Annotated in this window: 22 protein-coding genes and 1 tRNA gene; all 23 read left to right on the top strand. The window is 60.7% G+C overall.

Translation table 11 applies throughout. The features are described 5' to 3' along the window. Window positions 1-75: 75 nt before the first annotated feature. Window positions 76-1,266, top strand: a complete 1,191-nt coding sequence (tuf, locus tag JJB74_RS04775) for an elongation factor Tu (RefSeq protein WP_200590618.1) — start codon at window positions 76-78, stop codon at window positions 1,264-1,266. An 83-nt stretch (window positions 1,267-1,349) separates the two neighbouring features. Next, window positions 1,350-1,425: transfer RNA gene (locus JJB74_RS04770), tRNA-Trp, on the top strand. Between the two features lie 35 nt (window positions 1,426-1,460). Next, complete coding sequence (gene secE, locus JJB74_RS04765) at window positions 1,461-1,844, top strand: preprotein translocase subunit SecE (protein ID WP_200590629.1); 384 nt, start codon at window positions 1,461-1,463, stop codon at window positions 1,842-1,844. Then, window positions 1,844-2,437, top strand: a complete 594-nt coding sequence (gene nusG / locus JJB74_RS04760; RefSeq protein WP_200590628.1) for a transcription termination/antitermination protein NusG — start codon at window positions 1,844-1,846, stop codon at window positions 2,435-2,437. Before secE ends, nusG begins: the two co-directional genes overlap by 1 nt. A 127-nt stretch (window positions 2,438-2,564) precedes the next feature. Next, window positions 2,565-2,996 carry a 50S ribosomal protein L11 gene (gene rplK / locus JJB74_RS04755; protein WP_200590627.1) on the top strand — a complete coding sequence of 144 codons (432 nt, stop codon included), beginning with the start codon at window positions 2,565-2,567 and terminating at the stop codon, window positions 2,994-2,996. Further along, entirely contained in the window at window positions 2,996-3,694 is a 699-nt protein-coding gene (gene rplA / locus JJB74_RS04750; RefSeq protein ID WP_200590626.1) for a 50S ribosomal protein L1, read from the top strand. The genes rplK and rplA overlap by 1 nt, the downstream gene beginning before the upstream one ends. Window positions 3,695-3,998: 304 nt before the next feature. Then, entirely contained in the window at window positions 3,999-4,529 is a 531-nt protein-coding gene (gene rplJ, locus JJB74_RS04745; RefSeq protein ID WP_200590777.1) for a 50S ribosomal protein L10, read from the top strand. Window positions 4,530-4,584: 55 nt separating this feature from the next. Then, entirely contained in the window at window positions 4,585-4,968 is a 384-nt protein-coding gene (rplL, locus tag JJB74_RS04740) for a 50S ribosomal protein L7/L12 (RefSeq protein ID WP_200590625.1), read from the top strand. Window positions 4,969-5,266: 298 nt separating this feature from the next. After that, on the top strand, window positions 5,267-9,373 hold the full coding sequence (rpoB, locus tag JJB74_RS04735) for a DNA-directed RNA polymerase subunit beta (protein WP_200590624.1): 4,107 nt from the start codon (window positions 5,267-5,269) through the stop codon (window positions 9,371-9,373). Window positions 9,374-9,484: 111 nt separating this feature from the next. Then, on the top strand, window positions 9,485-13,726 hold the full coding sequence (gene rpoC / locus JJB74_RS04730; RefSeq protein WP_200590623.1) for a DNA-directed RNA polymerase subunit beta': 4,242 nt from the start codon (window positions 9,485-9,487) through the stop codon (window positions 13,724-13,726). A gap of 151 nt (window positions 13,727-13,877) precedes the next feature. Then, complete coding sequence (locus tag JJB74_RS04725) at window positions 13,878-14,090, top strand: AbrB/MazE/SpoVT family DNA-binding domain-containing protein (RefSeq protein ID WP_200590622.1); 213 nt, start codon at window positions 13,878-13,880, stop codon at window positions 14,088-14,090. Next, window positions 14,090-14,236 carry a PIN domain-containing protein gene (locus JJB74_RS33060; RefSeq protein WP_234483750.1) on the top strand — a complete coding sequence of 49 codons (147 nt, stop codon included), beginning with the start codon at window positions 14,090-14,092 and terminating at the stop codon, window positions 14,234-14,236. Before JJB74_RS04725 ends, JJB74_RS33060 begins: the two co-directional genes overlap by 1 nt. A 3-nt stretch (window positions 14,237-14,239) precedes the next feature. Next, window positions 14,240-14,485, top strand: a complete 246-nt coding sequence (locus JJB74_RS33055; protein ID WP_234483742.1) for a type II toxin-antitoxin system VapC family toxin — start codon at window positions 14,240-14,242, stop codon at window positions 14,483-14,485. Between the two features lie 266 nt (window positions 14,486-14,751). Next, entirely contained in the window at window positions 14,752-15,135 is a 384-nt protein-coding gene (rpsL, locus tag JJB74_RS04715) for a 30S ribosomal protein S12 (protein WP_200590621.1), read from the top strand. Window positions 15,136-15,270: 135 nt separating this feature from the next. Beyond that, window positions 15,271-15,741 (top strand): 30S ribosomal protein S7, encoded by a 471-nt coding sequence (gene rpsG / locus JJB74_RS04710; protein ID WP_200590620.1) that lies wholly within the window; start codon window positions 15,271-15,273, stop codon window positions 15,739-15,741. Between the two features lie 122 nt (window positions 15,742-15,863). Next, complete coding sequence (fusA, locus tag JJB74_RS04705; RefSeq protein WP_200590619.1) at window positions 15,864-17,969, top strand: elongation factor G; 2,106 nt, start codon at window positions 15,864-15,866, stop codon at window positions 17,967-17,969. An 88-nt stretch (window positions 17,970-18,057) separates the two neighbouring features. Next, the gene (gene tuf, locus JJB74_RS04700) at window positions 18,058-19,248 is read left to right on the top strand and encodes an elongation factor Tu (RefSeq protein ID WP_200590618.1); all 1,191 of its coding nucleotides are present in this window, start codon (window positions 18,058-18,060) and stop codon (window positions 19,246-19,248) included. A gap of 75 nt (window positions 19,249-19,323) precedes the next feature. Continuing rightward, window positions 19,324-19,653 carry a 30S ribosomal protein S10 gene (gene rpsJ / locus JJB74_RS04695; protein ID WP_200590617.1) on the top strand — a complete coding sequence of 110 codons (330 nt, stop codon included), beginning with the start codon at window positions 19,324-19,326 and terminating at the stop codon, window positions 19,651-19,653. A gap of 192 nt (window positions 19,654-19,845) precedes the next feature. After that, window positions 19,846-20,514, top strand: coding sequence for a 50S ribosomal protein L3 (rplC, locus tag JJB74_RS04690; protein WP_200590616.1), 669 nt, complete (start codon window positions 19,846-19,848; stop codon window positions 20,512-20,514). A gap of 3 nt (window positions 20,515-20,517) precedes the next feature. Next, window positions 20,518-21,138 carry a 50S ribosomal protein L4 gene (rplD, locus tag JJB74_RS04685; protein WP_200590615.1) on the top strand — a complete coding sequence of 207 codons (621 nt, stop codon included), beginning with the start codon at window positions 20,518-20,520 and terminating at the stop codon, window positions 21,136-21,138. Continuing rightward, a complete protein-coding gene (gene rplW, locus JJB74_RS04680; protein WP_200590614.1) occupies window positions 21,135-21,452 on the top strand; it encodes a 50S ribosomal protein L23 in 318 nt (105 codons plus the stop codon). Before rplD ends, rplW begins: the two co-directional genes overlap by 4 nt. After that, on the top strand, window positions 21,452-22,279 hold the full coding sequence (rplB, locus tag JJB74_RS04675; RefSeq protein WP_200590613.1) for a 50S ribosomal protein L2: 828 nt from the start codon (window positions 21,452-21,454) through the stop codon (window positions 22,277-22,279). Before rplW ends, rplB begins: the two co-directional genes overlap by 1 nt. Window positions 22,280-22,288: 9 nt before the next feature. Next, the gene (gene rpsS / locus JJB74_RS04670; protein ID WP_200590612.1) at window positions 22,289-22,564 is read left to right on the top strand and encodes a 30S ribosomal protein S19; all 276 of its coding nucleotides are present in this window, start codon (window positions 22,289-22,291) and stop codon (window positions 22,562-22,564) included. Window positions 22,565-22,567 lie beyond the last annotated feature (3 nt).

The following is a 22,567-nucleotide window of genomic DNA, read 5'->3' as shown; positions in this document are numbered from 1 at the left end:
TTAGTAGTTATCGCGCACATCAGCAAGATAGTCGGGCAGTGCCGGACATTCTCATCAAATCGTTAGGAGTCTAAGATGGCAAAGAGCAAATTTGAGCGGACCAAACCGCACGTGAATGTGGGCACGATCGGCCACGTTGACCATGGCAAGACCACGCTGACCGCTGCAATCGCGACCGTGCTGTCCTCCAAGTTCGGCGGCGAAGCGAAGAAATACGACGAAATCGACGCAGCGCCGGAAGAGAAGGCACGCGGCATCACCATCAACACCGCACACGTCGAATACGAAACCCAGAACCGTCACTACGCGCACGTTGACTGCCCGGGTCACGCTGACTATGTGAAGAACATGATCACCGGCGCAGCGCAGATGGACGGCGCGATCCTGGTGTGCTCGGCCGCTGACGGCCCGATGCCGCAGACCCGCGAGCACATCCTGCTGGCGCGTCAGGTCGGTGTGCCGTACATCATCGTCTACCTGAACAAGTGCGACATGGTCGACGACGAAGAGCTGCTCGAGCTGGTGGAAATGGAAGTGCGCGAGTTGCTGTCGAAGTACGAATTTCCGGGCGACGATCTGCCGATCGTCAAGGGTTCGGCCAAGCTGGCGCTGGAAGGCGACAAGGGTCCGCTGGGCGAGCAGTCGATCATGGCGCTGGCTGAAGCGCTGGACACCTACATCCCGACGCCGGAGCGTGCTGTTGACGGCACCTTCCTGCTGCCGGTGGAAGACGTGTTCTCGATCTCCGGTCGCGGCACGGTGGTGACCGGTCGCGTCGAGCGCGGCATCGTGAAGGTTGGCGACGAGATCGAAATCGTCGGCATCCGTGACACCCAGAAGACCATCTGCACCGGCGTGGAAATGTTCCGCAAGCTGCTGGACCAGGGTCAGGCAGGCGACAACGTTGGCGTGCTGCTGCGCGGCACGAAGCGTGAAGACGTCGAGCGTGGCCAGGTGCTGGCCAAGCCGGGTTCGATCAAGCCGCACAAGCACTTCACCGGCGAGATCTATGTGCTGTCGAAGGAAGAGGGTGGCCGTCATACGCCGTTCTTCAACAACTACCGTCCGCAGTTCTACTTCCGTACCACGGACGTGACTGGCGCGATCGAGCTGCCGAAGGACAAGGAAATGGTCATGCCGGGCGACAACGTGTCGATCACCGTGCAGCTGATCAACCCGATCGCGATGGAAGAAGGCCTGCGCTTCGCGATCCGCGAAGGCGGTCGTACCGTCGGCGCCGGTGTTGTTGCCAAGATCCTCGACTAATCAGTTGTATCCACCGCGGTGCTGCGATCAAACGGCGCCGCGGAAAAGGGTGGCAGAAGCTTGTCACCTTATCGTTTTGATGTAGGGGCGTAGCTCAATTGGCAGAGCGTCGGTCTCCAAAACCGAAGGTCGGGGGTTCGAGACCCTCCGCCCCTGCCACCGATTCAGGTGCAGGGCACCGAAAGTAAATTCGTATGTCTAATCAACCCGTGCAGACCGTCAATACGTCAAGCGACAAAATGAAGGTCGGCTTGGCTATTTGTGTTGCTGTCGCCGGTGTGATCGGCTTCTACCTGCTCGCTGGCCAGTCGACTCTGGTGCGTTCCGTTGCGCTGGTTGTCGGTTTGCTGCTTGCAGTTGCTCTGCTGTGGACTTCCGATTCCGGTCAGGGCATCGTCACGTTCGCCAAGGAGTCGGTTCGCGAAACCAAGAAGGTGGTTTGGCCGACCCGCAAGGAGGCGATGCAGATTACGGGTGCGGTGTTTGCATTCGTGCTGCTGATGGCGATTTTCCTGTGGGGCACGGACAAAATTCTTGAATTCGTGCTGTACGACTTGATCCTGGGCTGGAAACAATAATGAGCGACAATTTGCAAGACGGCGCGCCGCAGGAAGCGGCTGCGTCCACTGCGCCGACCGGCAACAAGCGCTGGTATGTTGTGCACGCTTATTCCGGTATGGAGAAAAGTGTGCAGCGTGCGTTGACCGAGCGTATCGCGCGGGCTGGCATGGAAGATAAATTCGGCCGCATCCTGGTGCCTACCGAAGAAGTGATCGAAGTGAAGAACGGCCATAAATCCGTTACCGAGCGACGCTTCTTCCCTGGCTATGTGCTGGTCGAAATGGAAATGACCGACGATACCTGGCACTTGGTGAAAAACACCAGCAAGGTCACCGGTTTCCTTGGCGGTAAATCCAACAAGCCGACTCCGCTGCCTCAGCGTGAAGTCGACTCCATCCTGCACCAGATGCAGGAGGGCGTGGAAAAGCCGCGTCCCAAGGTGCTGTACGAAGTGGGTGAACTGGTCCGTATCAAAGATGGTCCATTCACCGATTTCAACGGCAACGTCGAAGAAGTCAACTATGAGAAATCCCGCGTACGGGTTTCTGTCACCATCTTTGGCCGTGCAACGCCGGTCGAACTCGAGTTCGGTCAGGTCGAGAAGGTTTAAACCCCGAATGCAACAAGCGCTCTGCCGGGCGTCGCATCCCGATGCGAAACGCGGCAGTAACCGAGGAGCCTCCTGCGCCGCCTAGTGCGGCGTGTCGGCGCTAATACTCACTTCCTATGGAGCCATCATGGCAAAGAAAATCATAGGCTTTATCAAGCTGCAAGTTCCGGCTGGTAAGGCAAATCCGTCTCCCCCGATCGGTCCGGCGCTGGGTCAGCGCGGTCTGAACATCATGGAATTCTGCAAGGCTTTCAATGCCCAAACCCAGGGCCTGGAACCGGGCATGCCGATTCCGGTGACCATCACCGCGTTCGCGGACAAGTCCTTCACCTTCACGATGAAGCAGCCGCCCGCAACCTATCTGCTGAAGAAGGCTGCCGGCATCCAGAAGGGTTCGCCGAAGCCGCATACCGACAAGGTTGCAACGATCACTCGCGCTCAAGTCGAAGAAATCGCCAAGGGCAAGATGGGCGACTTGACCGCCGCTGACATGGACGCAGCTGTCCGTACGCTGGCCGGTTCCGCTCGTTCGATGGGCATCACGGTGGAGGGTCTGTAATGGCTAAGCTGTCCAAACGCGCCAAAGCGATCAAAGGCAAAATCGATCGCACCAAGGTTTATCCGTTCGAAAACGCAATCACACTCGTGAAAGAGTGCGCGACTGCGAAATTCGACGAGTCGATTGACGTGGCTGTTCAGCTCGGCGTCGATGCAAAGAAATCCGACCAGGTGGTCCGCGGTTCCGTGGTTCTGCCGGCCGGCACTGGTAAGTCCGTTCGCGTAGCCGTGTTCGCCACCGGCGACAAGGCCGAAGCAGCACGCGCTGCTGGCGCCGATGTCGTTGGCATGGAAGACCTGGCTGACCGCATCAAGGGTGGCGACCTGCCGTTCGACATCGTGATCGCTTCGCCGGACACGATGCGTATCGTCGGTACCCTCGGCCAGATCCTGGGTCCGCGCGGCCTGATGCCGAACCCGAAGGTCGGCACCGTGACCCCGGACGTCGCTACCGCCGTCAAGAACGCCAAAGCCGGTCAGGTGCAATACCGTACCGACAAGGCAGGCATCATCCACGCCACCATCGGCCGCCGCTCGTTCTCCGACGAGAACCTGAAGGCGAACCTGGTCGCGCTGATCGATGCGCTGAACAAGGCCAAGCCGGCGTCGAGCAAAGGTATCTACCTGCGCAAGCTGGCGCTGTCGTCCACGATGGGCGCCGGTGTACGCGTTGACCAGGCTTCCCTGGCTGCGCAGTAAGAAGAATCAAGTCCTCGTGCACTGAGTGCGAGGCGCATCTTTGGGCCGGTCCACGGCAATATCTGCAGGGGACCGGGCAATCAAAGACCGTTGGGCGGCGTGCAGCAGGCAGGCACAAAGTTAAACACCGAAGCGAGCAATCGACGAGGCACCCAACGCAGATGGCGAGCCCGAACAAGTTTTGCAGTCTGCCCGCTGCGCATGAAGTATCGCGACAGCAGTGAACTCCTAACTTCGGACGCCGTGTTCGAACCGATGTGTCGTGGATGCAGTTTTTCCCGCGCATCATTTTTGGAGCTTGACCGTGGGTCTCAACCGGAATGAAAAACAGGCCGTAGTCGAAGAAATCTCCGCCAAGGTATCAACGGCGCAGACGATCGCTCTGGCCGAGTACCGTGGTATCGAGGTCGGTCAAATGACGCAACTGCGTGCCAAGGCACGTGCGCAAGGCGTGTACCTGCGCGTGTTGAAAAACACGCTCGCTCGTCGCGCTGTTGAGAACACCCAGTTCTCCGCACTCGCCTCCGACATGACCGGTCCGCTGATCTATGCGATCTCGGACGATGCTGTCGCCGCGGCCAAAGTCCTGTCGGACTTTGCCAAGGGCAACGACAAGCTGGTCGTCAAGGGCGGCAATTACGCAGGCAAGCAACTGGACAAGGCAGGCGTGACCGCGCTGGCCAACATCCCGAGCCGCGAAGTGCTGATCTCCCAGTTGCTGGGTGTGATGCAGGCGCCGGTTTCGGCCTTTGCCCGCGCGCTGGCAGCCCTCGCCGAGAAAAACGGCGGCGGCGCACCGGCGGAAGAAGCGCCGGCAGAAGCAGCGCAAGCGTAAGCCTGCAGCGTTCATATCGACTCGACTTAAATTCTCGAAAATCTAGGAGTATCAAATGGCAATCAGCAAAGACGACATCCTCGAAGCCGTAGGCTCGATGTCCGTGATGGAACTGAACGACCTGGTCAAGGCGTTCGAAGAGAAGTTTGGCGTTTCCGCAGCTGCGATGGCAGTTGCTGGTCCGGCCGGCGCCGGCGGTGCTGGCGGCGCGGCTGCTGCTGAAGAGCAGACCGAATTCACCGTGATCCTGGCCGACTTCGGCGCGAACAAGGTCGGCGTCATCAAGGCCGTTCGCGAGATCACCGGTCTGGGCCTGAAAGAAGCCAAGGACCTGGTCGACGGTGCACCGAAGCCCCTGAAGGAAGGTGTGTCGAAGGCCGACGCCGAAGCTGCGAAGAAGAAGCTGGAAGAAGCTGGCGCGAAAGCCGAGATCAAGTAATTCTCGCTTGCGCGCGAGTCAAACAGCGCCTGAGTCAAAGTGCAGAATCCTTCCCGAAAGGGAAGGGTTCGGCTTTGGCTCCTTTGTCGTTTTCGCGTGTCGAAAGCGACGGACGAGTTGCAACACCTGCGCCCGGTGGCGGTCTATAACAGTTTCACGTTATCGACAGCAATTGGCCGCGATTCATTAAAGCTGGTTCAAGAGGGTAAAGACTTGAGGTTTCGCAGACGAGCAGGAACGCCCGCTCGCCATGCCGAATCCTGAATTCTTCATCCTTCCTGTCACTCACGGAGTGTTCATGCACTACTCATTTACTGAGAAGAAGCGCATCCGCAAGTCTTTCGCGAAACGCGCTAACGTTCACCACGTTCCGTATCTGCTCGCAACCCAGCTCGAATCCTATACGGGCTTTCTGCAAGCGGACAAGGCACCGTCGCAACGCAAGAACGAAGGCCTGCAGTCCGCGTTCACCTCGATTTTCCCGATTGTTTCCCACAATGGTTTCGCTCGCCTCGAGTTCCTGTCGTATGTGCTCGGCGATCCTCCGTTCGATGTGAAGGAATGCCAGCAGCGCGGCCTGACCTTCGCGTCGCCGCTGCGCGCCAAGGTGCGTCTGGTGATTCTGGACAAGGAATCGCCGACCAAGCCCGTGGTCAAGGAGATGAAGGAGCAGGAAGTCTACATGGGTGAGTTGCCGCTGATGACCGTCAACGGCTCCTTCGTGATCAACGGCACCGAGCGCGTGATCGTGTCGCAGCTGCACCGTTCCCCGGGCGTGTTCTTCGAGCACGACCGCGGCAAGACGCACTCGTCCGGCAAGCTGCTGTTCTCGGCCCGCATCATTCCCTACCGTGGCTCCTGGCTCGACTTCGAGTTCGATCCGAAGGACATCCTGTTCTTCCGTGTCGACCGCCGCCGCAAGATGCCGGTGACGATCCTGCTGAAAGCCATCGGCATGACCTCGGAGCAGATCCTCGCGAACTTCTTCGTGTTCGACAATTACACGCTGCGCTCGGAAGGGGCGGAGCTGGAATTCGTCAGCGAGCGTCTGCGTGGCGAAGTCGCGCGCTTTGACATCGTCGATCGTGACGGCAAGGTCATCGTGCAAAAGGACAAGCGCATCAACGCGCGTCATGTGCGCGAGATCGAGTCCTCGGGCATGAAGACCATTTCGGTGCCGGAAGACTACCTGCTCGGCCGCGTGTTGGCGACCAACATCATCGATCCGGACACCGGTGAAGTGCTGGCCAGCGCCAACGACGAGCTGACCGAAGAACTGCTCGGCCGCCTGCGCGACGCCAACGTCTCCGACATCCAGACGCTGTTCACCAACGACCTGGACCAGGGCGCGTACATCTCGCAAACCCTGCGTACCGACGACACCGCCGACCAGAACGCCGCCCGCATCGCGATCTACCGCATGATGCGCCCCGGCGAACCGCCGACCGAGGAATCGGTCGAGGCGCTGTTCCATGGCCTGTTCTACAGCGAAGAGCGGTACGACCTGTCGGCCGTGGGCCGCATGAAGTTCAACCGCCGCGTCGGTCGCGATGAGCTGACCGGCCCGATGACGCTGTCCAACGAAGACATCCTGGCCGTCATCAAGATTCTGGTCGAGCTGCGCAATGGCCGCGGCGAAGTCGATGATATCGACCATCTCGGCAATCGCCGCGTGCGTTGCGTCGGCGAACTGGCGGAGAACCAGTTCCGCGCCGGCCTGGTGCGCGTGGAGCGCGCGGTCAAGGAGCGTCTCGGCCAGGCCGAGGCGGATAACCTGATGCCGCACGACCTGATCAACTCGAAGCCGATCTCGGCCGCGATTCGCGAGTTCTTCGGTTCTTCGCAGCTGTCGCAGTTCATGGACCAGACCAACCCGCTGTCCGAGATCACTCACAAGCGCCGCGTTTCCGCGCTGGGCCCGGGCGGTCTGACCCGCGAACGCGCCGGCTTTGAAGTGCGCGACGTGCATCCGACCCACTACGGTCGCGTGTGCCCGATCGAAACGCCGGAAGGTCCGAACATTGGCCTGATCAACTCGCTGGCTCTGTATGCGCGCCTGAACGAATACGGCTTCCTCGAGACCCCGTACCGCAAGGTCGAGAATGGCAGCGTGACCGACCAGATCGACTATCTGTCCGCGATCGAAGAGGGCCGTTATGTGATCGCTCAGGCGAATGCGACCATCAGCGACGAAGGCATGCTGTCCGACGAGCTGGTATCCGCGCGTGAAGCCGGCGAAACCATTCTCGTGTCGCCGGAGCGCGTGCAGTACATGGACGTGGCGCCGGGCCAGATTGTGTCGGTTGCAGCCTCGCTGATCCCGTTCCTCGAGCACGATGACGCGAACCGCGCGCTGATGGGTGCGAACATGCAGCGTCAGGCCGTGCCCTGCCTGCGCCCGGAAAAGGCGTTGGTTGGTACCGGCATCGAGCGCACCGTGGCGGTGGACTCGGGCACGACCGTGCAGGCGCTGCGCGGTGGCCAGGTTGACTATGTCGACGCCGGCCGCGTGGTGATTCGGGTGAACGACGACGAAGCCGCTGCCGGTGAAGTCGGCGTGGACATCTACAACCTGATCAAGTACACCCGTTCGAACCAGAACACCAACATCAACCAGCGTCCGATCGTGAAGGTTGGCGACCGTGTCGCCCGCGGCGACGTGATCGCCGACGGCGCATCGACCGACCTGGGCGAACTGGCGCTGGGTCAGAACATGCTGGTCGCGTTCATGCCGTGGAACGGCTACAACTTCGAGGATTCGATCCTGATCTCGGAGAAGGTCGTTGCCGATGACCGTTACACCTCGATCCACATCGAGGAACTGTCGGTCGTGGCGCGCGACACCAAGCTCGGCGCGGAAGAAATCACCCGCGACATCTCGAACCTGGCGGAAAACCAGCTGGCCCGCCTGGACGAGTCGGGCATCGTCTATATCGGCGCGGAAGTCGAAGCCGGTGACGTGCTGGTTGGTAAGGTCACGCCGAAGGGCGAAACCCAGCTGACCCCGGAAGAGAAGCTGCTGCGCGCGATCTTCGGCGAGAAGGCGTCCGACGTGAAGGACACCTCGCTGCGCGTGCCTTCGGGCATGGTCGGCACCGTGATCGACGTGCAGGTGTTCACCCGTGAAGGCATCCAGCGCGACAAGCGCGCCCAGCAGATCATCGACGATGAGCTGAAGCGTTATCGCCTGGACCTGAACGACCAGCTGCGTATCGTGGAAGGCGACGCCTTCGAGCGTCTCGAGCGCATGCTGATCGGCAAGGTCGTCAACGGCGGTCCGAAGCGCATCGCCAAAGGCGCCGAGATCACCAAGGAATACCTGGCCGATCTCGACCGCTATCACTGGTTCGACATCCGTCCGGCCGAAGATGACACCGCGGCCGCGCTGGAAGCGATCAAGGAATCGATCGCCGAGAAGCGCCACCAGTTCGACCTGGCTTTCGAAGAGAAGCGCAAGAAGCTCACGCAAGGCGACGAGCTGCCGCCGGGCGTGCAGAAGATGGTCAAGGTGTACCTGGCGGTGAAGCGCCGCCTGCAGCCTGGCGACAAGATGGCAGGCCGTCACGGCAACAAGGGTGTGGTGTCGCGCATCGTGCCGATCGAGGACATGCCGTACATGGCGGACGGCACCCCGGCCGACATCGTGCTGAACCCGCTCGGCGTGCCATCGCGGATGAACGTCGGCCAGGTGCTGGAAGTTCACCTCGGCTGGGCAGCCAAGGGCCTGGGTCTGCGCATCGGCGAGATGATGCAGCGCCATGCGAAGGCGGCAGAGATGCGCACCTTCCTGACCACGATCTACAACGAGTCGGGCAAGCCGGAAGAGATCGAAGCGATGTCGGATGACGAGATCCTGACGCTGGCCGAAAACCTGAAGCTGGGCGTGCCGTTCGCGACGCCGGTGTTCGACGGCGCGCATGAGAAGGAAATCCATCGCATGCTCGACCTGGCCTATCCGGACGAGATCGCAACGCGTCTGGGCATGACCCCGTCGAAGAACCAGGTGACGATGTACGACGGCCGCACCGGCGAAGCGTTCGAGCGCCCGGTCACGGTTGGCTACATGCACATGCTCAAGCTGCATCACCTGGTCGACGACAAGATGCATGCCCGCTCCACCGGCCCGTACTCGCTGGTTACCCAGCAGCCGCTGGGCGGCAAGGCGCAGTTCGGCGGCCAGCGTTTCGGCGAGATGGAAGTGTGGGCACTGGAAGCCTACGGCGCGTCCTACGTGCTGCAGGAAATGCTGACGGTGAAGTCGGACGACGTGAACGGCCGCACCAAGGTGTACGAGAACCTGGTCAAGGGCGATCACGTGATCGATGCCGGCATGCCGGAATCCTTCAACGTGCTGGTGAAGGAAATCCGCTCGCTGGGTATCGATATCGACCTGGAGCGCGACTAACCCCGCCGCCCGCGGTGCGCCTCCTGCAAGGAATGCGTGCCGCGGGGATAATGGCCGGTTCGCGGCTCGGTCTCAAAGATGAAGTTTTTTCACGCCAACCTGGAGTGATAGATGAAAGCACTGCTCGATCTATTCAAGCAAGTTCAGCAAAATGAACAATTCGACGCGATCAAGATTGGTCTGGCGTCCCCCGACAAGATTCGTTCCTGGTCCTACGGCGAAGTCAAGAAGCCGGAAACCATCAACTACCGTACCTTCAAACCGGAGCGCGACGGCCTGTTTTGCGCCAAGATCTTCGGCCCGATCAAGGACTACGAGTGCCTTTGCGGCAAGTACAAGCGCCTGAAGCATCGCGGCGTGATCTGCGAGAAATGCGGCGTGGAAGTCACGCTGGCCAAGGTGCGCCGCGAGCGCATGGGCCACATCGAACTGGCATCGCCGACCGCGCACATCTGGTTCCTGAAGTCGCTGCCGTCGCGTCTGGGCATGGTGCTCGACATGACGCTGCGCGACATCGAGCGCGTGCTCTACTTCGAAGCCTATGTCGTGACCGATCCGGGCATGACGCCGCTGAAGAAGTGCCAGATCATGTCCGAGGACGATTACGCCGCCAAATATGAAGAGTACGGCGACGACTTCACCGCGTTCATGGGCGCCGAAGGTATCCGCGAGCTGCTGCGCTCGATCGATATCGATCGCGAAGCAGACACGCTGCGCCAGGAACTGAAGGATTCGAAGTCCGAAGCGAAGATCAAGAAGTATGCGAAGCGCCTGAAAGTACTCGAGGCCTTCCAGCGTTCGGGCATCAAGCCGGACTGGATGATCATGGAAGTGCTGCCGGTGCTGCCGCCGGAGCTGCGTCCGCTGGTGCCGCTGGACGGCGGCCGCTTTGCGACCTCCGACCTGAACGACCTGTACCGCCGCGTCATCAACCGTAACAACCGCCTGAAGCGGCTGATGGAGCTGCGCGCGCCGGAAATCATAACGCGCAACGAAAAGCGCATGCTGCAGGAAGCCGTCGACTCGCTGCTCGACAACGGCCGCCGCGGCAAGGCCATGACTGGCGCCAACAAGCGTCCGCTGAAGTCGCTGGCTGAAATGATCAAGGGTAAGGGCGGTCGCTTCCGTCAGAACCTGCTGGGCAAGCGCGTCGACTACTCCGGCCGTTCCGTCATCGTGGTGGGTCCGCAGCTCAAACTGCATCAGTGCGGCCTGCCGAAGCTGATGGCGCTGGAACTGTTCAAGCCCTTCATCTTCAACAAGCTGGAACTGATGGGCCTGGCCACCACGATCAAGGCCGCGAAGAAGCTGGTCGAGATGCAGGAACCGGTGGTGTGGGACATCCTGGAAGACGTGATCCGCGAGCATCCGGTGATGCTGAACCGCGCGCCGACGCTGCACCGTCTTGGTATCCAGGCTTTCGAGCCGGTGCTGATCGAAGGCAAGGCGATCCAGCTGCATCCGCTGGTCTGCGCCGCGTTCAACGCCGACTTCGACGGCGACCAGATGGCCGTACACGTGCCGCTGTCGATCGAAGCGCAGATGGAAGCGCGCACGCTGATGCTGGCGTCGAACAACATCCTGTTCCCGTCGAATGGCGAGCCGTCGATCGTGCCGTCGCAGGATATCGTGCTGGGCCTGTACTACGCGACCCGCGAGAAGATCAACGGCAAGAACGAAGGCATGCTCTTCCCGGACGTCAGCGAAGTCATCCGCGCGTACGACAACAAGGAAGTTGAGCTGACCACGCGCATCACCGTGCGTATCGTCGAGTATCCGCGCAACCAGGAGACCGGCGAGTTCGAGCGCACCCTGACCCGTTACGAGACCACCGTCGGCCGCGCCATCCTGTCCGAGATCCTGCCGAAAGGCTTGCCGTTCTCGGTGCTGAACCGCGCGCTGAAGAAGAAGGAAATCTCGCGCCTGATCAACATCTCGTTCCGCCGCTGCGGCCTGCGCGCCACCGTGGTGTTCGCCGACCAGTTGATGCAGTCGGGCTTCCGTCTCGCAACGCGCGCCGGCATCTCGATCTGCGTGGACGACATGCTGGTGCCGCCGCAGAAAGTCACCATCATCGGCCAGGCAGAGCAGGAAGTGAAACAGATCGAGCAGCAGTATTCCTCGGGTCTGGTCACCGCTGGCGAGCGCTACAACAAGGTCGTGGACATCTGGGGCAAGGCGGGCGATGAAGTCGGCAAGGCGATGATGGATCAGCTGAAGGTGGAAGAAGTCACCAAGCGTGACGGCACCGTCAGCACCCAGGAATCGTTCAACGCGATCTACATGATGGCCGACTCGGGCGCCCGCGGTTCCGCCGCGCAGATCCGGCAGCTGGCCGGCATGCGCGGCCTGATGGCGAAGCCGGACGGCTCGATCATCGAGACGCCGATTACCGCGAACTTCCGCGAAGGCCTGAACGTGCTGCAGTACTTCATCTCGACGCACGGCGCCCGTAAGGGTCTGGCCGATACCGCGCTGAAGACCGCTAACTCCGGTTACCTGACCCGTCGCCTGGTCGACGTGACCCAGGATCTGGTGGTGATCGAAGACGATTGCGGCACCTCCAACGGCGCGTCGATGAAGGCGCTGGTCGAAGGCGGTGAAGTCATCGAAGCGCTGCGCGACCGTATCCTCGGCCGTGTTGCCGCAACCGACGTGGTGAATCCGGAAACCCAGGAAACCACGTTCGAAGCCGGCACGCTGCTGGATGAGGACACGGTCGAAGAGATCGAACGCCTCGGTATCGACGAGGTGAAGGTCCGCACGCCGCTGACCTGCGAAACCCGCTACGGCCTGTGCGCCAAGTGCTATGGCCGCGATCTTGGCCGCGGCATGCTGGTCAATGCCGGCGAAGCCGTCGGCGTGGTGGCGGCGCAGTCGATCGGCGAACCGGGCACGCAGCTGACGATGCGTACCTTCCACATCGGTGGTGCGGCATCGCGTGCGGCAGTGGCTTCCTCGGTCGAAGCCAAGTCGAACGGCACCGTGCGCTTTACCGCGACGATGCGCTACGTCACCAACGGCAAGGGCGAGCAGATCGTCATTTCCCGTTCCGGCGAAGTGCTGATCACCGACGACCATGGCCGTGAGCGCGAGCGCCACAAGGTGCCGTACGGCGCGACCCTGATCGTCAAGGATGGCATGGCGCTCAAGGCTGGCACCGCGCTGGCGACCTGGGATCCGCTGACCCGCCCGATCATCACCGAGTACAGCGGTACCGTGAAGTTCGAGAACGTGGAAGAAGGCGTCACCGTGGCGCGCCAGATCGACGAGGTCACCGGCCTGTCGACTCTGGTGGTCATCGACGCCAAGCGCCGCAGCGCCTCGACCAAGTCCGTGCGTCCGCAGGTGAAGCTGCTCAACGAGCAAGGCCAGGAAGTGAAGATCGCCGGCACCGAACATGCGGTGACGATCGGCTTCCAGGTCGGCGCGCTGATCACGGTGAAGGACGGTCAGCTGGTATCGGTAGGTGAAGTGCTGGCACGTATCCCGACCGAATCGCAGAAGACCCGCGACATCACCGGCGGTCTGCCGCGTGTGGCCGAGCTGTTCGAAGCGCGTTCGCCGAAGGATGCCGGCATGCTGGCGGAAGTCACCGGTACGGTCGCGTTCGGCAAGGAGACCAAGGGCAAGCAGCGCCTGGAAATCACCGACATGGACGGCAACAAGCACGAGTTCCTGATCACGAAGGACAAGCAGGTGCTGGTGCACGACGGCCAGGTGGTGAACAAGGGCGAGATGATCGTCGACGGTCCGGCCGATCCGCAGGACATCCTGCGTCTGTTGGGCATCGAAGCGCTGGCGCGCTACATCGTCGACGAGGTGCAGGACGTGTACCGTCTGCAGGGCGTGAAGATCAACGACAAGCACATCGAAGTGATTGTTCGTCAGATGCTGCGCCGCGTGCAGGTGGTCGATGCCGGCGACACCAGCTACATCCCGGGCGAGCAGGTCGAGCGTTCGGAACTGCTGGACGAGAACGATCGCGTCATCGGCGAGAACAAGCGTCCGGCGAGCTACGACAACGTGCTGCTGGGTATTACCAAGGCATCGCTGTCGACCGACTCGTTCATCTCGGCGGCGTCCTTCCAGGAAACCACCCGCGTGCTGACCGAGGCCGCGATCATGGGTAAGAAGGATGGTCTGCGCGGTCTGAAGGAAAACGTGATTGTCGGCCGCCTGATCCCGGCTGGTACCGGTCTGGCTTACCACCGTGCCCGCAAGGAAAAGGAGAACTGGGAAGCCGAAGAGCGCCAGGCATTGCTGCAATCCGAGCGTGCCGCGCGCATCGCCGAAGCCGAAGCGGAAATCGCCGCGGCCACCGGAGCCCACAATCCGGACGAGCAGGGCTGAGCGCGAGCTTTGTCCTGACACCGAAAACCTCGCAGCGATGCGGGGTTTTTTTTCGTCCATCGGTGCAGCAGGAAAGCAGTGACACGGTGGATGTCGGAGTCACAAGAGGCTATTCCTACCCCCTGCTTGACGACTCGAACGGAGTAAGAAAATGAATGCGATAGAAACGCTCTCAAGGAAGTTTCAAATCTCGATCCCAAAGTCGGTACGTGAGGAACAGCGCTGGGAGCCTGGACAGGAATTCGTCTTCATTCCCAAAGGTCGAGGTGTGCTGATCATGCCCGTGCCGGAACTCGATGAACTGCGCGGCATCGCGCCGGAAGCCAAGACGGAGGGATACCGTGATCAAAAGGACCGCTATTGATGGCCGAGTCCCTTTGCGCGGTCGACACGTCCGCGTGGATCGAGTGGATCATCGGCAGCGAACTCGCCAACTCGTTCGCCACGGATTTTCCCGACGAGTCTCGTTGCATCGTCCCGACGATCGTGCAACTCGAACTGGCAAAGTGACTATTGCGTGAGGTTGGTGAACAGGAGGCGGACCGGCTGTTCGCCTATACGCAGAAGTGTATCGTCGTTCCACTTGATACTGCGCTCGCCCTGATGGCAGCAGATTTACATCGTGACTGCAAACTGGCAACGGCGGATGCCATCGTGTATGCGACTGCAAGGCAGCACGGCGCGACTCTGCTCACCTGCGATGCACACTTCAGAGACTTGCCTGGCACTTGCCTGATCTCCAAAGAGCGAACCCGATGACCGGGGCACGGGCATTCAGGCCCGCCGGTTGACCCAAGCCCTTGACATCGCTATACTCGCCAGTTCTCGAATTTAAGCTTCCCGGCTTAAGCGCTCTTTGGTCAGTTTTCCCCGCCTCGTTGTCGCTTATTCCTCGCAGCCGATTCGTATCCCATATGAGCAGCATCGGCAGTACGCAAGCCCATATACCCAGTTTCCCCGTTCCGGGAAGGCCGCGAGCTTCCCGGTTTTCGTCATTAATGCCTTACTTAGTTGCATAGAGAACGATGCCAACCATCAATCAACTGATTCGCAGCCCGCGCGTTTCCGCGAAGGTGAAAAGCAAATCGCCGGCGCTGGAAAACAGCCCGCAGAAGCGCGGCGTTTGCACCCGCGTGTACACCACGACCCCGAAGAAGCCGAACTCGGCGCTGCGTAAGGTCGCCAAGGTACGCCTGACCAACGGTTTCGAGGTCATTTCCTACATCGGCGGCGAAGGCCACAACCTGCAGGAACACAGCGTCGTGCTGATCCGCGGCGGCCGTGTGAAGGACTTGCCGGGTGTGCGTTACCACATGGTGCGCGGCGCGCTGGATACCCAGGGCGTCAAGGACCGTAAGCAGGCCCGCTCGAAGTACGGTGCCAAGCGCGCCAAGGCTGCGAAGAAGTAATCAATGTGAATTCCGCCGCAAGGCGGATCGGAGTCGGCCCCGAATGGGTCGAGTAAGTGGATGGTCAGGATGGCCATCCGCGGGCAGGCGGAAAAGATCAGCCGCCGGCTCAACTGAAGATCGAAAGGAATACCAATGCCACGTCGTCGTGAAGTCCCGAAACGGGAAATTCTGCCGGATCCCAAGTTCGGCAATGTAGATGTCGCCAAGTTCGTCAACACCCTGATGCTGTCGGGCAAGAAGTCGGTTGCTGAAAACATCATCTACGGCGCCTTCGAATACATCCAGACCAAATCGGGCAAGGACCCGCTGGAAGTGTTCTCCGCAGCGCTGAACAACTGCAAACCGATGGTCGAAGTGAAGTCCCGCCGCGTCGGCGGCGCGAACTACCAGGTGCCGGTTGAAGTGCGCCCGGTGCGTCGCGTCGCGCTGTCCATGCGCTGGCTGCGGGAAGCTGCGAAGAAGCGCAGCGAGAAGTCGATGCCGCAACGTCTGGGTGGCGAGCTGATGGAAGCCGCGGAAGGCCGCGGCGGCGCGATGAAGAAGCGTGACGAGGTCCATCGCATGGCGGAAGCCAACAAGGCGTTCTCGCATTTCCGTTTCTAAGGGCCGCTTGAAGCCCCGTCTCGCGGCGAGGCTTCTCCCTTTGGCAACTGTTTCAAGCCGGGCACATTTTTCATGAAAAAGATGTCGCTCGGTTTTGTTCATTAAACGATTTAGGATCAATCATGGCTCGCAAGACCCCCATCGAGCGGTACCGTAATATCGGCATCTCCGCTCACATCGACGCAGGCAAGACCACCACCACCGAGCGCGTGCTGTTCTACACCGGCGTCAACCACAAGATCGGCGAAGTGCATGACGGCGCAGCCACCATGGACTGGATGGAGCAGGAACAGGAGCGTGGCATCACCATCACCTCCGCTGCGACCACCTGCTTCTGGCGCGGCATGGGCAACAACTTCCCGGAACACCGCATCAACATCATCGACACCCCGGGCCACGTGGACTTCACCATCGAGGTGGAGCGTTCCATGCGCGTGCTCGACGGCGCCTGCATGGTGTACTGCGCGGTGGGCGGCGTGCAGCCGCAGTCCGAGACAGTCTGGCGTCAGGCCAACAAGTACAAGGTGCCGCGTCTGGCATTCGTCAACAAGATGGACCGCACCGGCGCGAACTTCTTCAAGGTCTATGACCAGATGCGCGCTCGCCTGAAGGCCAACCCGATCCCCATCCAGGTGCCGATCGGCGCGGAAGAAAACTTTGCCGGCGTCATCGACCTGGTGAAGATGAAGGCGATCATCTGGGATGACGCTTCCCAGGGCATGAAGTTCGAGTATCAGGATATCCCGGCTGACCTGGTCGACCAGGCCAACGAGTGGCGCGAGAAGATGGTCGAAGCCGCCGCTGAAGCCACCGAGGAACTGATGAACAAGTACCTCGAGGAAGGCGAACTGACCGAGGAAGAGATCAAGTCCGCGCTGCGTCAGCGCACCATCGCCGGCGAAATCGTGCCGATGATGTGCGGCACCGCGTTCAAGAACAAGGGCGTGCAGGCCATGCTCGACGCCGTGATCGAATACCTGCCGTCGCCGGTCGACATTCCGCCGGTGCAGGGTCTGGACGAGAACGACGAGCCGGCTTCCCGCAAGGCCGATGACGACGAGAAATTCGCCGCGCTGGCATTCAAGATCATGACCGACCCGTTCGTTGGTCAATTGATCTTCTTCCGCGTGTACTCGGGCATGATCAAGTCGGGCGACACCGTCTACAACCCGGTGAAGAACAAGAAGGAACGCCTCGGCCGTATTCTGCAGATGCACGCGAACCAGCGTGAAGAGATCAAGGAAGTGCGCGCTGGCGACATCGCCGCTGCAGTTGGTCTGAAAGACGCGACCACCGGTGAGACTCTGTGCGATCCGAACTCGATCATCACCCTGGAGCGCATGGTGTTCCCGGAGCCGGTGATTTCGCAGGCTGTCGAGCCGAAGACCAAGGGCGACCAGGAAAAAATGGGTTTGGCACTGAACCGCCTGGCTCAGGAAGATCCGTCGTTCCGCGTCTACACCGACGAAGAGTCTGGCCAGACCATCATCGGCGGCATGGGCGAGCTGCACCTGGAGATCATCGTCGACCGTATGCGTCGCGAGTTCAACGTCGAAGCGACCGTCGGCAAGCCGCAGGTTGCTTATCGTGAAACCGTGCGCAAGTCGGTTTCTGACGTGGAAGGCAAGTTCGTCAAGCAGTCGGGCGGCCGTGGTCAATATGGTCACGCTGTCGTGACCCTCGAGCCGCAGGAACAGGGCAAGGGCTTCGAGTTCATCGACGCGATCAAGGGCGGTGTGATTCCTCGCGAATTCATCCCGGCGGTCGAAAAGGGCGTGCGCGAGTCGCTGAACAATGGCGTTCTGGCGGGCTACCCGGTTGTGGATGTGAAAGTCACCCTCACCTTCGGTTCCTACCACGACGTGGACTCGAACGAGAACGCGTTCCGTATGGCCGGCTCCATGGCATTCAAGGAAGCCTGCCGCAAGGCTAGCCCGGTTCTCCTCGAGCCGATGATGGCCGTGGAAGTGGAAACGCCGGAAGACTACGCCGGTACCGTGATGGGCGACCTGTCGTCCCGCCGCGGCATGGTGCAGGGCATGGACGAGATCGCCGGTGGCGGTGGCAAGATCATCAAGGCAGAGGTTCCGCTGTCCGAGATGTTCGGCTACTCCACCACGCTGCGTTCCGCGACCCAGGGCCGCGCGACCTACACCATGGAGTTCAAGCACTACGCTGAAGCGCCGAAGAACGTCACCGAGACGGTCATCAGCGCCAAGTCCAAGTAATTCATGCAGGCGGGCCCGGTCAATCCGGCCGGGCCGCTGCCAAACGACAACCTCATCAAGCGAAATCGTTTCCTGAAGGAAGAATCAAATGGCAAAGAGCAAATTTGAGCGGACCAAACCGCACGTGAATGTGGGCACGATCGGCCACGTTGACCATGGCAAGACCACGCTGACCGCTGCAATCGCGACCGTGCTGTCCTCCAAGTTCGGTGGCGAAGCGAAGAAATACGACGAAATCGATGCGGCGCCGGAAGAGAAGGCACGCGGCATCACCATCAACACCGCGCACGTCGAATACGAAACCCAGAATCGTCACTACGCGCACGTTGACTGCCCGGGCCACGCTGACTATGTGAAGAACATGATCACCGGCGCAGCGCAGATGGACGGCGCGATCTTGGTGTGCTCGGCCGCTGACGGCCCGATGCCGCAGACCCGCGAGCACATCCTGCTGGCGCGTCAGGTTGGTGTGCCGTACATCATCGTCTACCTGAACAAGTGCGACATGGTCGACGACGAAGAGCTGCTCGAGCTGGTGGAAATGGAAGTGCGCGAGCTGCTGTCGAAGTACGAATTCCCTGGTGATGATCTGCCGATCGTCAAGGGTTCGGCGAAGCTGGCGCTGGAAGGCGACAAGGGTCCGCTGGGCGAGCAGTCGATCATGGCGCTGGCTGAAGCGCTGGACACCTACATCCCGACGCCGGAGCGTGCCGTTGACGGTACCTTCCTGCTGCCGGTGGAAGACGTGTTCTCGATCTCCGGTCGCGGTACCGTGGTGACCGGTCGCGTCGAGCGCGGCATCGTGAAGGTTGGCGACGAGATCGAAATCGTCGGCATCCGCGACACCCAGAAGACCATCTGCACCGGCGTGGAAATGTTCCGCAAGCTGCTGGACCAGGGTCAGGCAGGCGACAACGTTGGCGTGCTGCTGCGCGGCACGAAGCGTGAAGACGTCGAGCGTGGCCAGGTGCTGGCCAAGCCGGGTTCGATCAAGCCGCACAAGCACTTCACCGGCGAGATCTATGTGCTGTCGAAGGAAGAGGGTGGCCGTCATACGCCGTTCTTCAACAACTACCGTCCGCAGTTCTACTTCCGTACCACGGACGTGACTGGCGCGATCGAGCTGCCGAAGGACAAGGAAATGGTCATGCCGGGCGACAACGTGTCGATCACCGTGCAGCTGATCAACCCGATCGCGATGGAAGAAGGTCTGCGCTTCGCGATCCGCGAAGGCGGTCGTACCGTCGGCGCCGGTGTGGTTGCCAAGATTCTCGACTAATCGTCGAACTCATCAAGTAGTACCCAATCCCGCGGGCGAACCCGCCCGCGGATCGCTCTTTAAAGGAAAGAAAGCATGTCGACCCCAAGCACCAAGCTCAACCAGAAAATCCGTATCCGCCTGAAGGCTTTCGACTACCGTCTGATCGATCAGTCGGCACTCGAAATCGTCGACACCGCCAAGCGTACCGGCGCAGTGGTGAAGGGCCCGGTTCCCCTGCCGACCCGCATCCAGCGCTTCGACATCCTGCGTTCCCCGCACGTCAACAAGACCTCCCGCGACCAGTTTGAAATCCGCACCCACGTTCGTCTGATGGACATCGTCGATCCGACCGACAAAACCGTGGACGCGCTGATGAAGCTGGACCTGCCGGCTGGCGTGGACGTCGAGATCAAGCTGCAGTAATTTTTCAACGCGGGGCTTTGACTTTCAAAGAATCCTGTTGTATGGGTCAAAATCCCGCGTTATAATCGCCGGCTCTGTCCAAAGCCGGCGCCACCCTTTTTCTGGCGCCGGTAGTTATTTGGCAAGACCAGCGGTAAAACACCAGTGGTACAACATCAGCCCCGCCCAATCGCAGGCGGGAATGGAGAAAAAATGAACCAAGATCAAGGCCAAGGCCTGGTTGGTCGCAAGGTTGGCATGATGCGCATCTTCACGGATGACGGGGATACGATCCCTGTGACCGTGCTGGACGTGTCCAACAACCGCGTGACTCAAGTCAAAACGCCTGAAACCGACGGCTATGCCGCAGTTCAGGTCGCATTCGGTCAGCGTCGCGCCTCGCGTGTGAACAAGGCATCCGCCGGTCACTTCGCGAAAGCTGGCGTCGAAGCTGGCTCCGTCCTCAAGGAATTCCGCATCAGCGCCGCCAAGGCCGCCGAACTGAAAGTCGGCGATGTGGTTCCCGTCAGCCTCTTTGAAGTCGGCCAGAAAGTGGACGTGCAAGGCACCTCCATCGGTAAGGGCTACGCCGGCACCATCAAGCGCTACAACTTCAGCTCCGGTCGCGCTACTCACGGTAACTCCCGTTCGCACAATGTGCCGGGTTCCATCGGTATGGCGCAGGATCCGGGTCGTGTTTTCCCGGGTAAGCGCATGACCGGTCACATGGGTGATGTCACCGTGACCACCCAGAACCTCGAGATCGCACGTATCGACGCCGAGCGCCAGCTGCTGCTGGTCAAGGGTGCTGTTCCTGGTGCCAAGAATGGCCAGGTCGTCGTGTATCCGGCAGTCAAAGTCAAAGCTAAGAAGGGAGCATAAACGATGGAACTCAAGCTCCTGAACGAACAGGGCCAGGCCGCTTCCAACGTCAACGCACCGGACACCATTTTCGGTCGTGACTACAACGAAGCACTGATCCATCAGATCGTCGTGGCCTACCACGCGAACGCCCGCAGCGGCAATCGCAAGCAGAAGGACCGCGAGGAAGTCAAGCACACCACCAAGAAGCCGTGGCGTCAGAAGGGCACCGGTCGTGCCCGTGCCGGTATGTCCTCGTCGCCGCTGTGGCGCGGAGGCGGCCGCATCTTCCCGAACTCGCCGGAAGAGAACTTCACGCACAAGGTCAACAAGAAGATGTATCGCGCAGGTGTCTGCTCGATCCTGTCTCAGCTGGCCCGCGAAGACCGTCTGTCGATCGTCGAGGATTTCGTCGTCGATGCGCCGAAGACCAAGCTGCTGTCGCAGAAACTGAAGGGCATGGGCCTCGAGTCCGTGCTGGTGATCACCGACAACCCGGGTGAAAACCTGGTTCTGGCCTCGCGCAACCTGCCGCACGTGCTGGTGTGCCAGCCGCATCAGGCTGATCCGGTGTCTCTGGTGTTCTACAAGAAGGTCCTGATCACCAAGGCCGCACTGGCCAAGATTGAGGAGATGCTGGCATGAACGCCAATGTGAAATTCAGCGAAGAGCGCCTGATGAAGGTGCTGCTGGCGCCGGTGATCTCCGAGAAGGCCACCTTCGTCGGCGAGAAAAACGAGCAGGTCGTTTTCCTGGTCGCTCCCGATGCCAACAAGCTCGAGATCAAGGCCGCCGTGGAAATGCTGTTCAAGGTTCAGGTGGAATCCGTGCAAGTCGCCAACCGTCAGGGTAAGCAGAAGCGCGCAGGCCGTTTCATGGGCCGCCGCAACCATACCCGCCGCGCGTTCGTGTGCCTGAAGCCCGGCCAGGAAATCAACTTCACCGAGGAGGCTAAGTAATGGCTCTCGTCAAAATGAAACCGACCTCGCCAGGCCGTCGCGGCATGGTGAAGGTGGTGAATGCCGACCTGTACAAGGGTCGTCCGTTCGCCGCCCTGGTCGAAAAGAAATCGAAGACCGCCGGCCGTAACAACAATGGTCACATCACCACCCGTCACATCGGTGGCGGCCACAAGCAGCACTACCGCGTGGTTGACTTCCGTCGCAACAAGGACGGCATCCCAGCGAAGGTCGAGCGTATTGAATACGATCCGAACCGTTCCGCGCACATCGCGCTGGTTTGCTATGCGGACGGTGATCGTCGCTACATCATCGCCAGCAAGGGCCTGAGCGTTGGCGACACGATCATGAACGGCGCCCAGGCGCCGATCAAGGCCGGTAACTGCCTGCCGCTGCGCAATATCCCCGTAGGCACCACGATGCACTGCGTCGAAATGCTGCCGGGTAAGGGCGCTCAGATGGCCCGTACCGCCGGTGCCGCTGTCGTGCTGATGGCGCGTGAAGGTACCTACGCTCAGGTTCGCCTGCGTTCCGGCGAAGTCCGCCGCGTGCACATCGAGTGCCGCGCGACGGTCGGTGAAGTCGGCAACGGCGAGCACAACCTGCGCAAGATCGGCAAGGCCGGTGCGATGCGTTGGCGCGGCGTGCGTCCGACGGTTCGCGGCGTGGTCATGAACCCGATCGACCACCCGCACGGTGGTGGCGAGGGTCGCACCGCGGCTGGCCGTCATCCGGTATCGCCGTGGGGCCAGCAAACCAAGGGCAAGAAGACCCGTCGCAACAAGCGCACGACGTCGATGATTGTCTCCCGCCGCGGCAAGAAATAAGGATTAACCATGGCACGTTCATTGAAAAAAGGGCCGTTCTGCGACGGTCACCTGATGAAAAAAGTCGAGACCGCGCAAGCGACCAAGGACAAGAAGCCCATCAAGACCTGGTCGCGCCGCTCGACCATCATGCCGGACTTCATTGGCCTGACGATCGCGGTTCACAACGGCAAGCAGCATGTGCCGGTGTATGTGTCCGAGAACATGGTTGGTCACAAGCTCGGCGAATTCGCACTGACCCGTACGTTCAAGGGTCATGCGGCTGACAAGAAGGCTAAGAAATAGGTC

The organism is Noviherbaspirillum pedocola (assembly GCF_016632335.1).
Classification (GTDB): Bacteria; Pseudomonadota; Gammaproteobacteria; order Burkholderiales; family Burkholderiaceae_D; genus Noviherbaspirillum_A; species Noviherbaspirillum_A pedocola.
The sequence above is the reverse complement of the archived record's forward strand: the minus strand, read 5'-3'. Positions and strand labels throughout refer to the sequence as shown.

What these genes read in the sequence shown, in the direction of transcription:
- secE (WP_200590629.1), top strand. Translation starts at nt 1,461, where the DNA reads ATGTCTAATCAACCCGTGCAGACCGTCAATACGTCAAGCGACAAAATG.
- tuf (WP_200590618.1), top strand. Translation starts at nt 18,058, where the DNA reads ATGGCAAAGAGCAAATTTGAGCGGACCAAACCGCACGTGAATGTGGGC.
- rplW (WP_200590614.1), top strand. Translation starts at nt 21,135, where the DNA reads ATGAACGCCAATGTGAAATTCAGCGAAGAGCGCCTGATGAAGGTGCTG.
- rplD (WP_200590615.1), top strand. Translation starts at nt 20,518, where the DNA reads ATGGAACTCAAGCTCCTGAACGAACAGGGCCAGGCCGCTTCCAACGTC.
- tuf (WP_200590618.1), top strand. Translation starts at nt 76, where the DNA reads ATGGCAAAGAGCAAATTTGAGCGGACCAAACCGCACGTGAATGTGGGC.
- rpsJ (WP_200590617.1), top strand. Translation starts at nt 19,324, where the DNA reads ATGTCGACCCCAAGCACCAAGCTCAACCAGAAAATCCGTATCCGCCTG.
- rpoC (WP_200590623.1), top strand. Translation starts at nt 9,485, where the DNA reads ATGAAAGCACTGCTCGATCTATTCAAGCAAGTTCAGCAAAATGAACAA.
- JJB74_RS33060 (WP_234483750.1), top strand. Translation starts at nt 14,090, where the DNA reads ATGGCCGAGTCCCTTTGCGCGGTCGACACGTCCGCGTGGATCGAGTGG.
- rplB (WP_200590613.1), top strand. Translation starts at nt 21,452, where the DNA reads ATGGCTCTCGTCAAAATGAAACCGACCTCGCCAGGCCGTCGCGGCATG.
- JJB74_RS04725 (WP_200590622.1), top strand. Translation starts at nt 13,878, where the DNA reads ATGAATGCGATAGAAACGCTCTCAAGGAAGTTTCAAATCTCGATCCCA.
- fusA (WP_200590619.1), top strand. Translation starts at nt 15,864, where the DNA reads ATGGCTCGCAAGACCCCCATCGAGCGGTACCGTAATATCGGCATCTCC.
- rplK (WP_200590627.1), top strand. Translation starts at nt 2,565, where the DNA reads ATGGCAAAGAAAATCATAGGCTTTATCAAGCTGCAAGTTCCGGCTGGT.
- rplA (WP_200590626.1), top strand. Translation starts at nt 2,996, where the DNA reads ATGGCTAAGCTGTCCAAACGCGCCAAAGCGATCAAAGGCAAAATCGAT.
- rpsS (WP_200590612.1), top strand. Translation starts at nt 22,289, where the DNA reads ATGGCACGTTCATTGAAAAAAGGGCCGTTCTGCGACGGTCACCTGATG.
- rpoB (WP_200590624.1), top strand. Translation starts at nt 5,267, where the DNA reads ATGCACTACTCATTTACTGAGAAGAAGCGCATCCGCAAGTCTTTCGCG.
- rplL (WP_200590625.1), top strand. Translation starts at nt 4,585, where the DNA reads ATGGCAATCAGCAAAGACGACATCCTCGAAGCCGTAGGCTCGATGTCC.
- nusG (WP_200590628.1), top strand. Translation starts at nt 1,844, where the DNA reads ATGAGCGACAATTTGCAAGACGGCGCGCCGCAGGAAGCGGCTGCGTCC.
- rpsG (WP_200590620.1), top strand. Translation starts at nt 15,271, where the DNA reads ATGCCACGTCGTCGTGAAGTCCCGAAACGGGAAATTCTGCCGGATCCC.
- rplC (WP_200590616.1), top strand. Translation starts at nt 19,846, where the DNA reads ATGAACCAAGATCAAGGCCAAGGCCTGGTTGGTCGCAAGGTTGGCATG.
- rpsL (WP_200590621.1), top strand. Translation starts at nt 14,752, where the DNA reads ATGCCAACCATCAATCAACTGATTCGCAGCCCGCGCGTTTCCGCGAAG.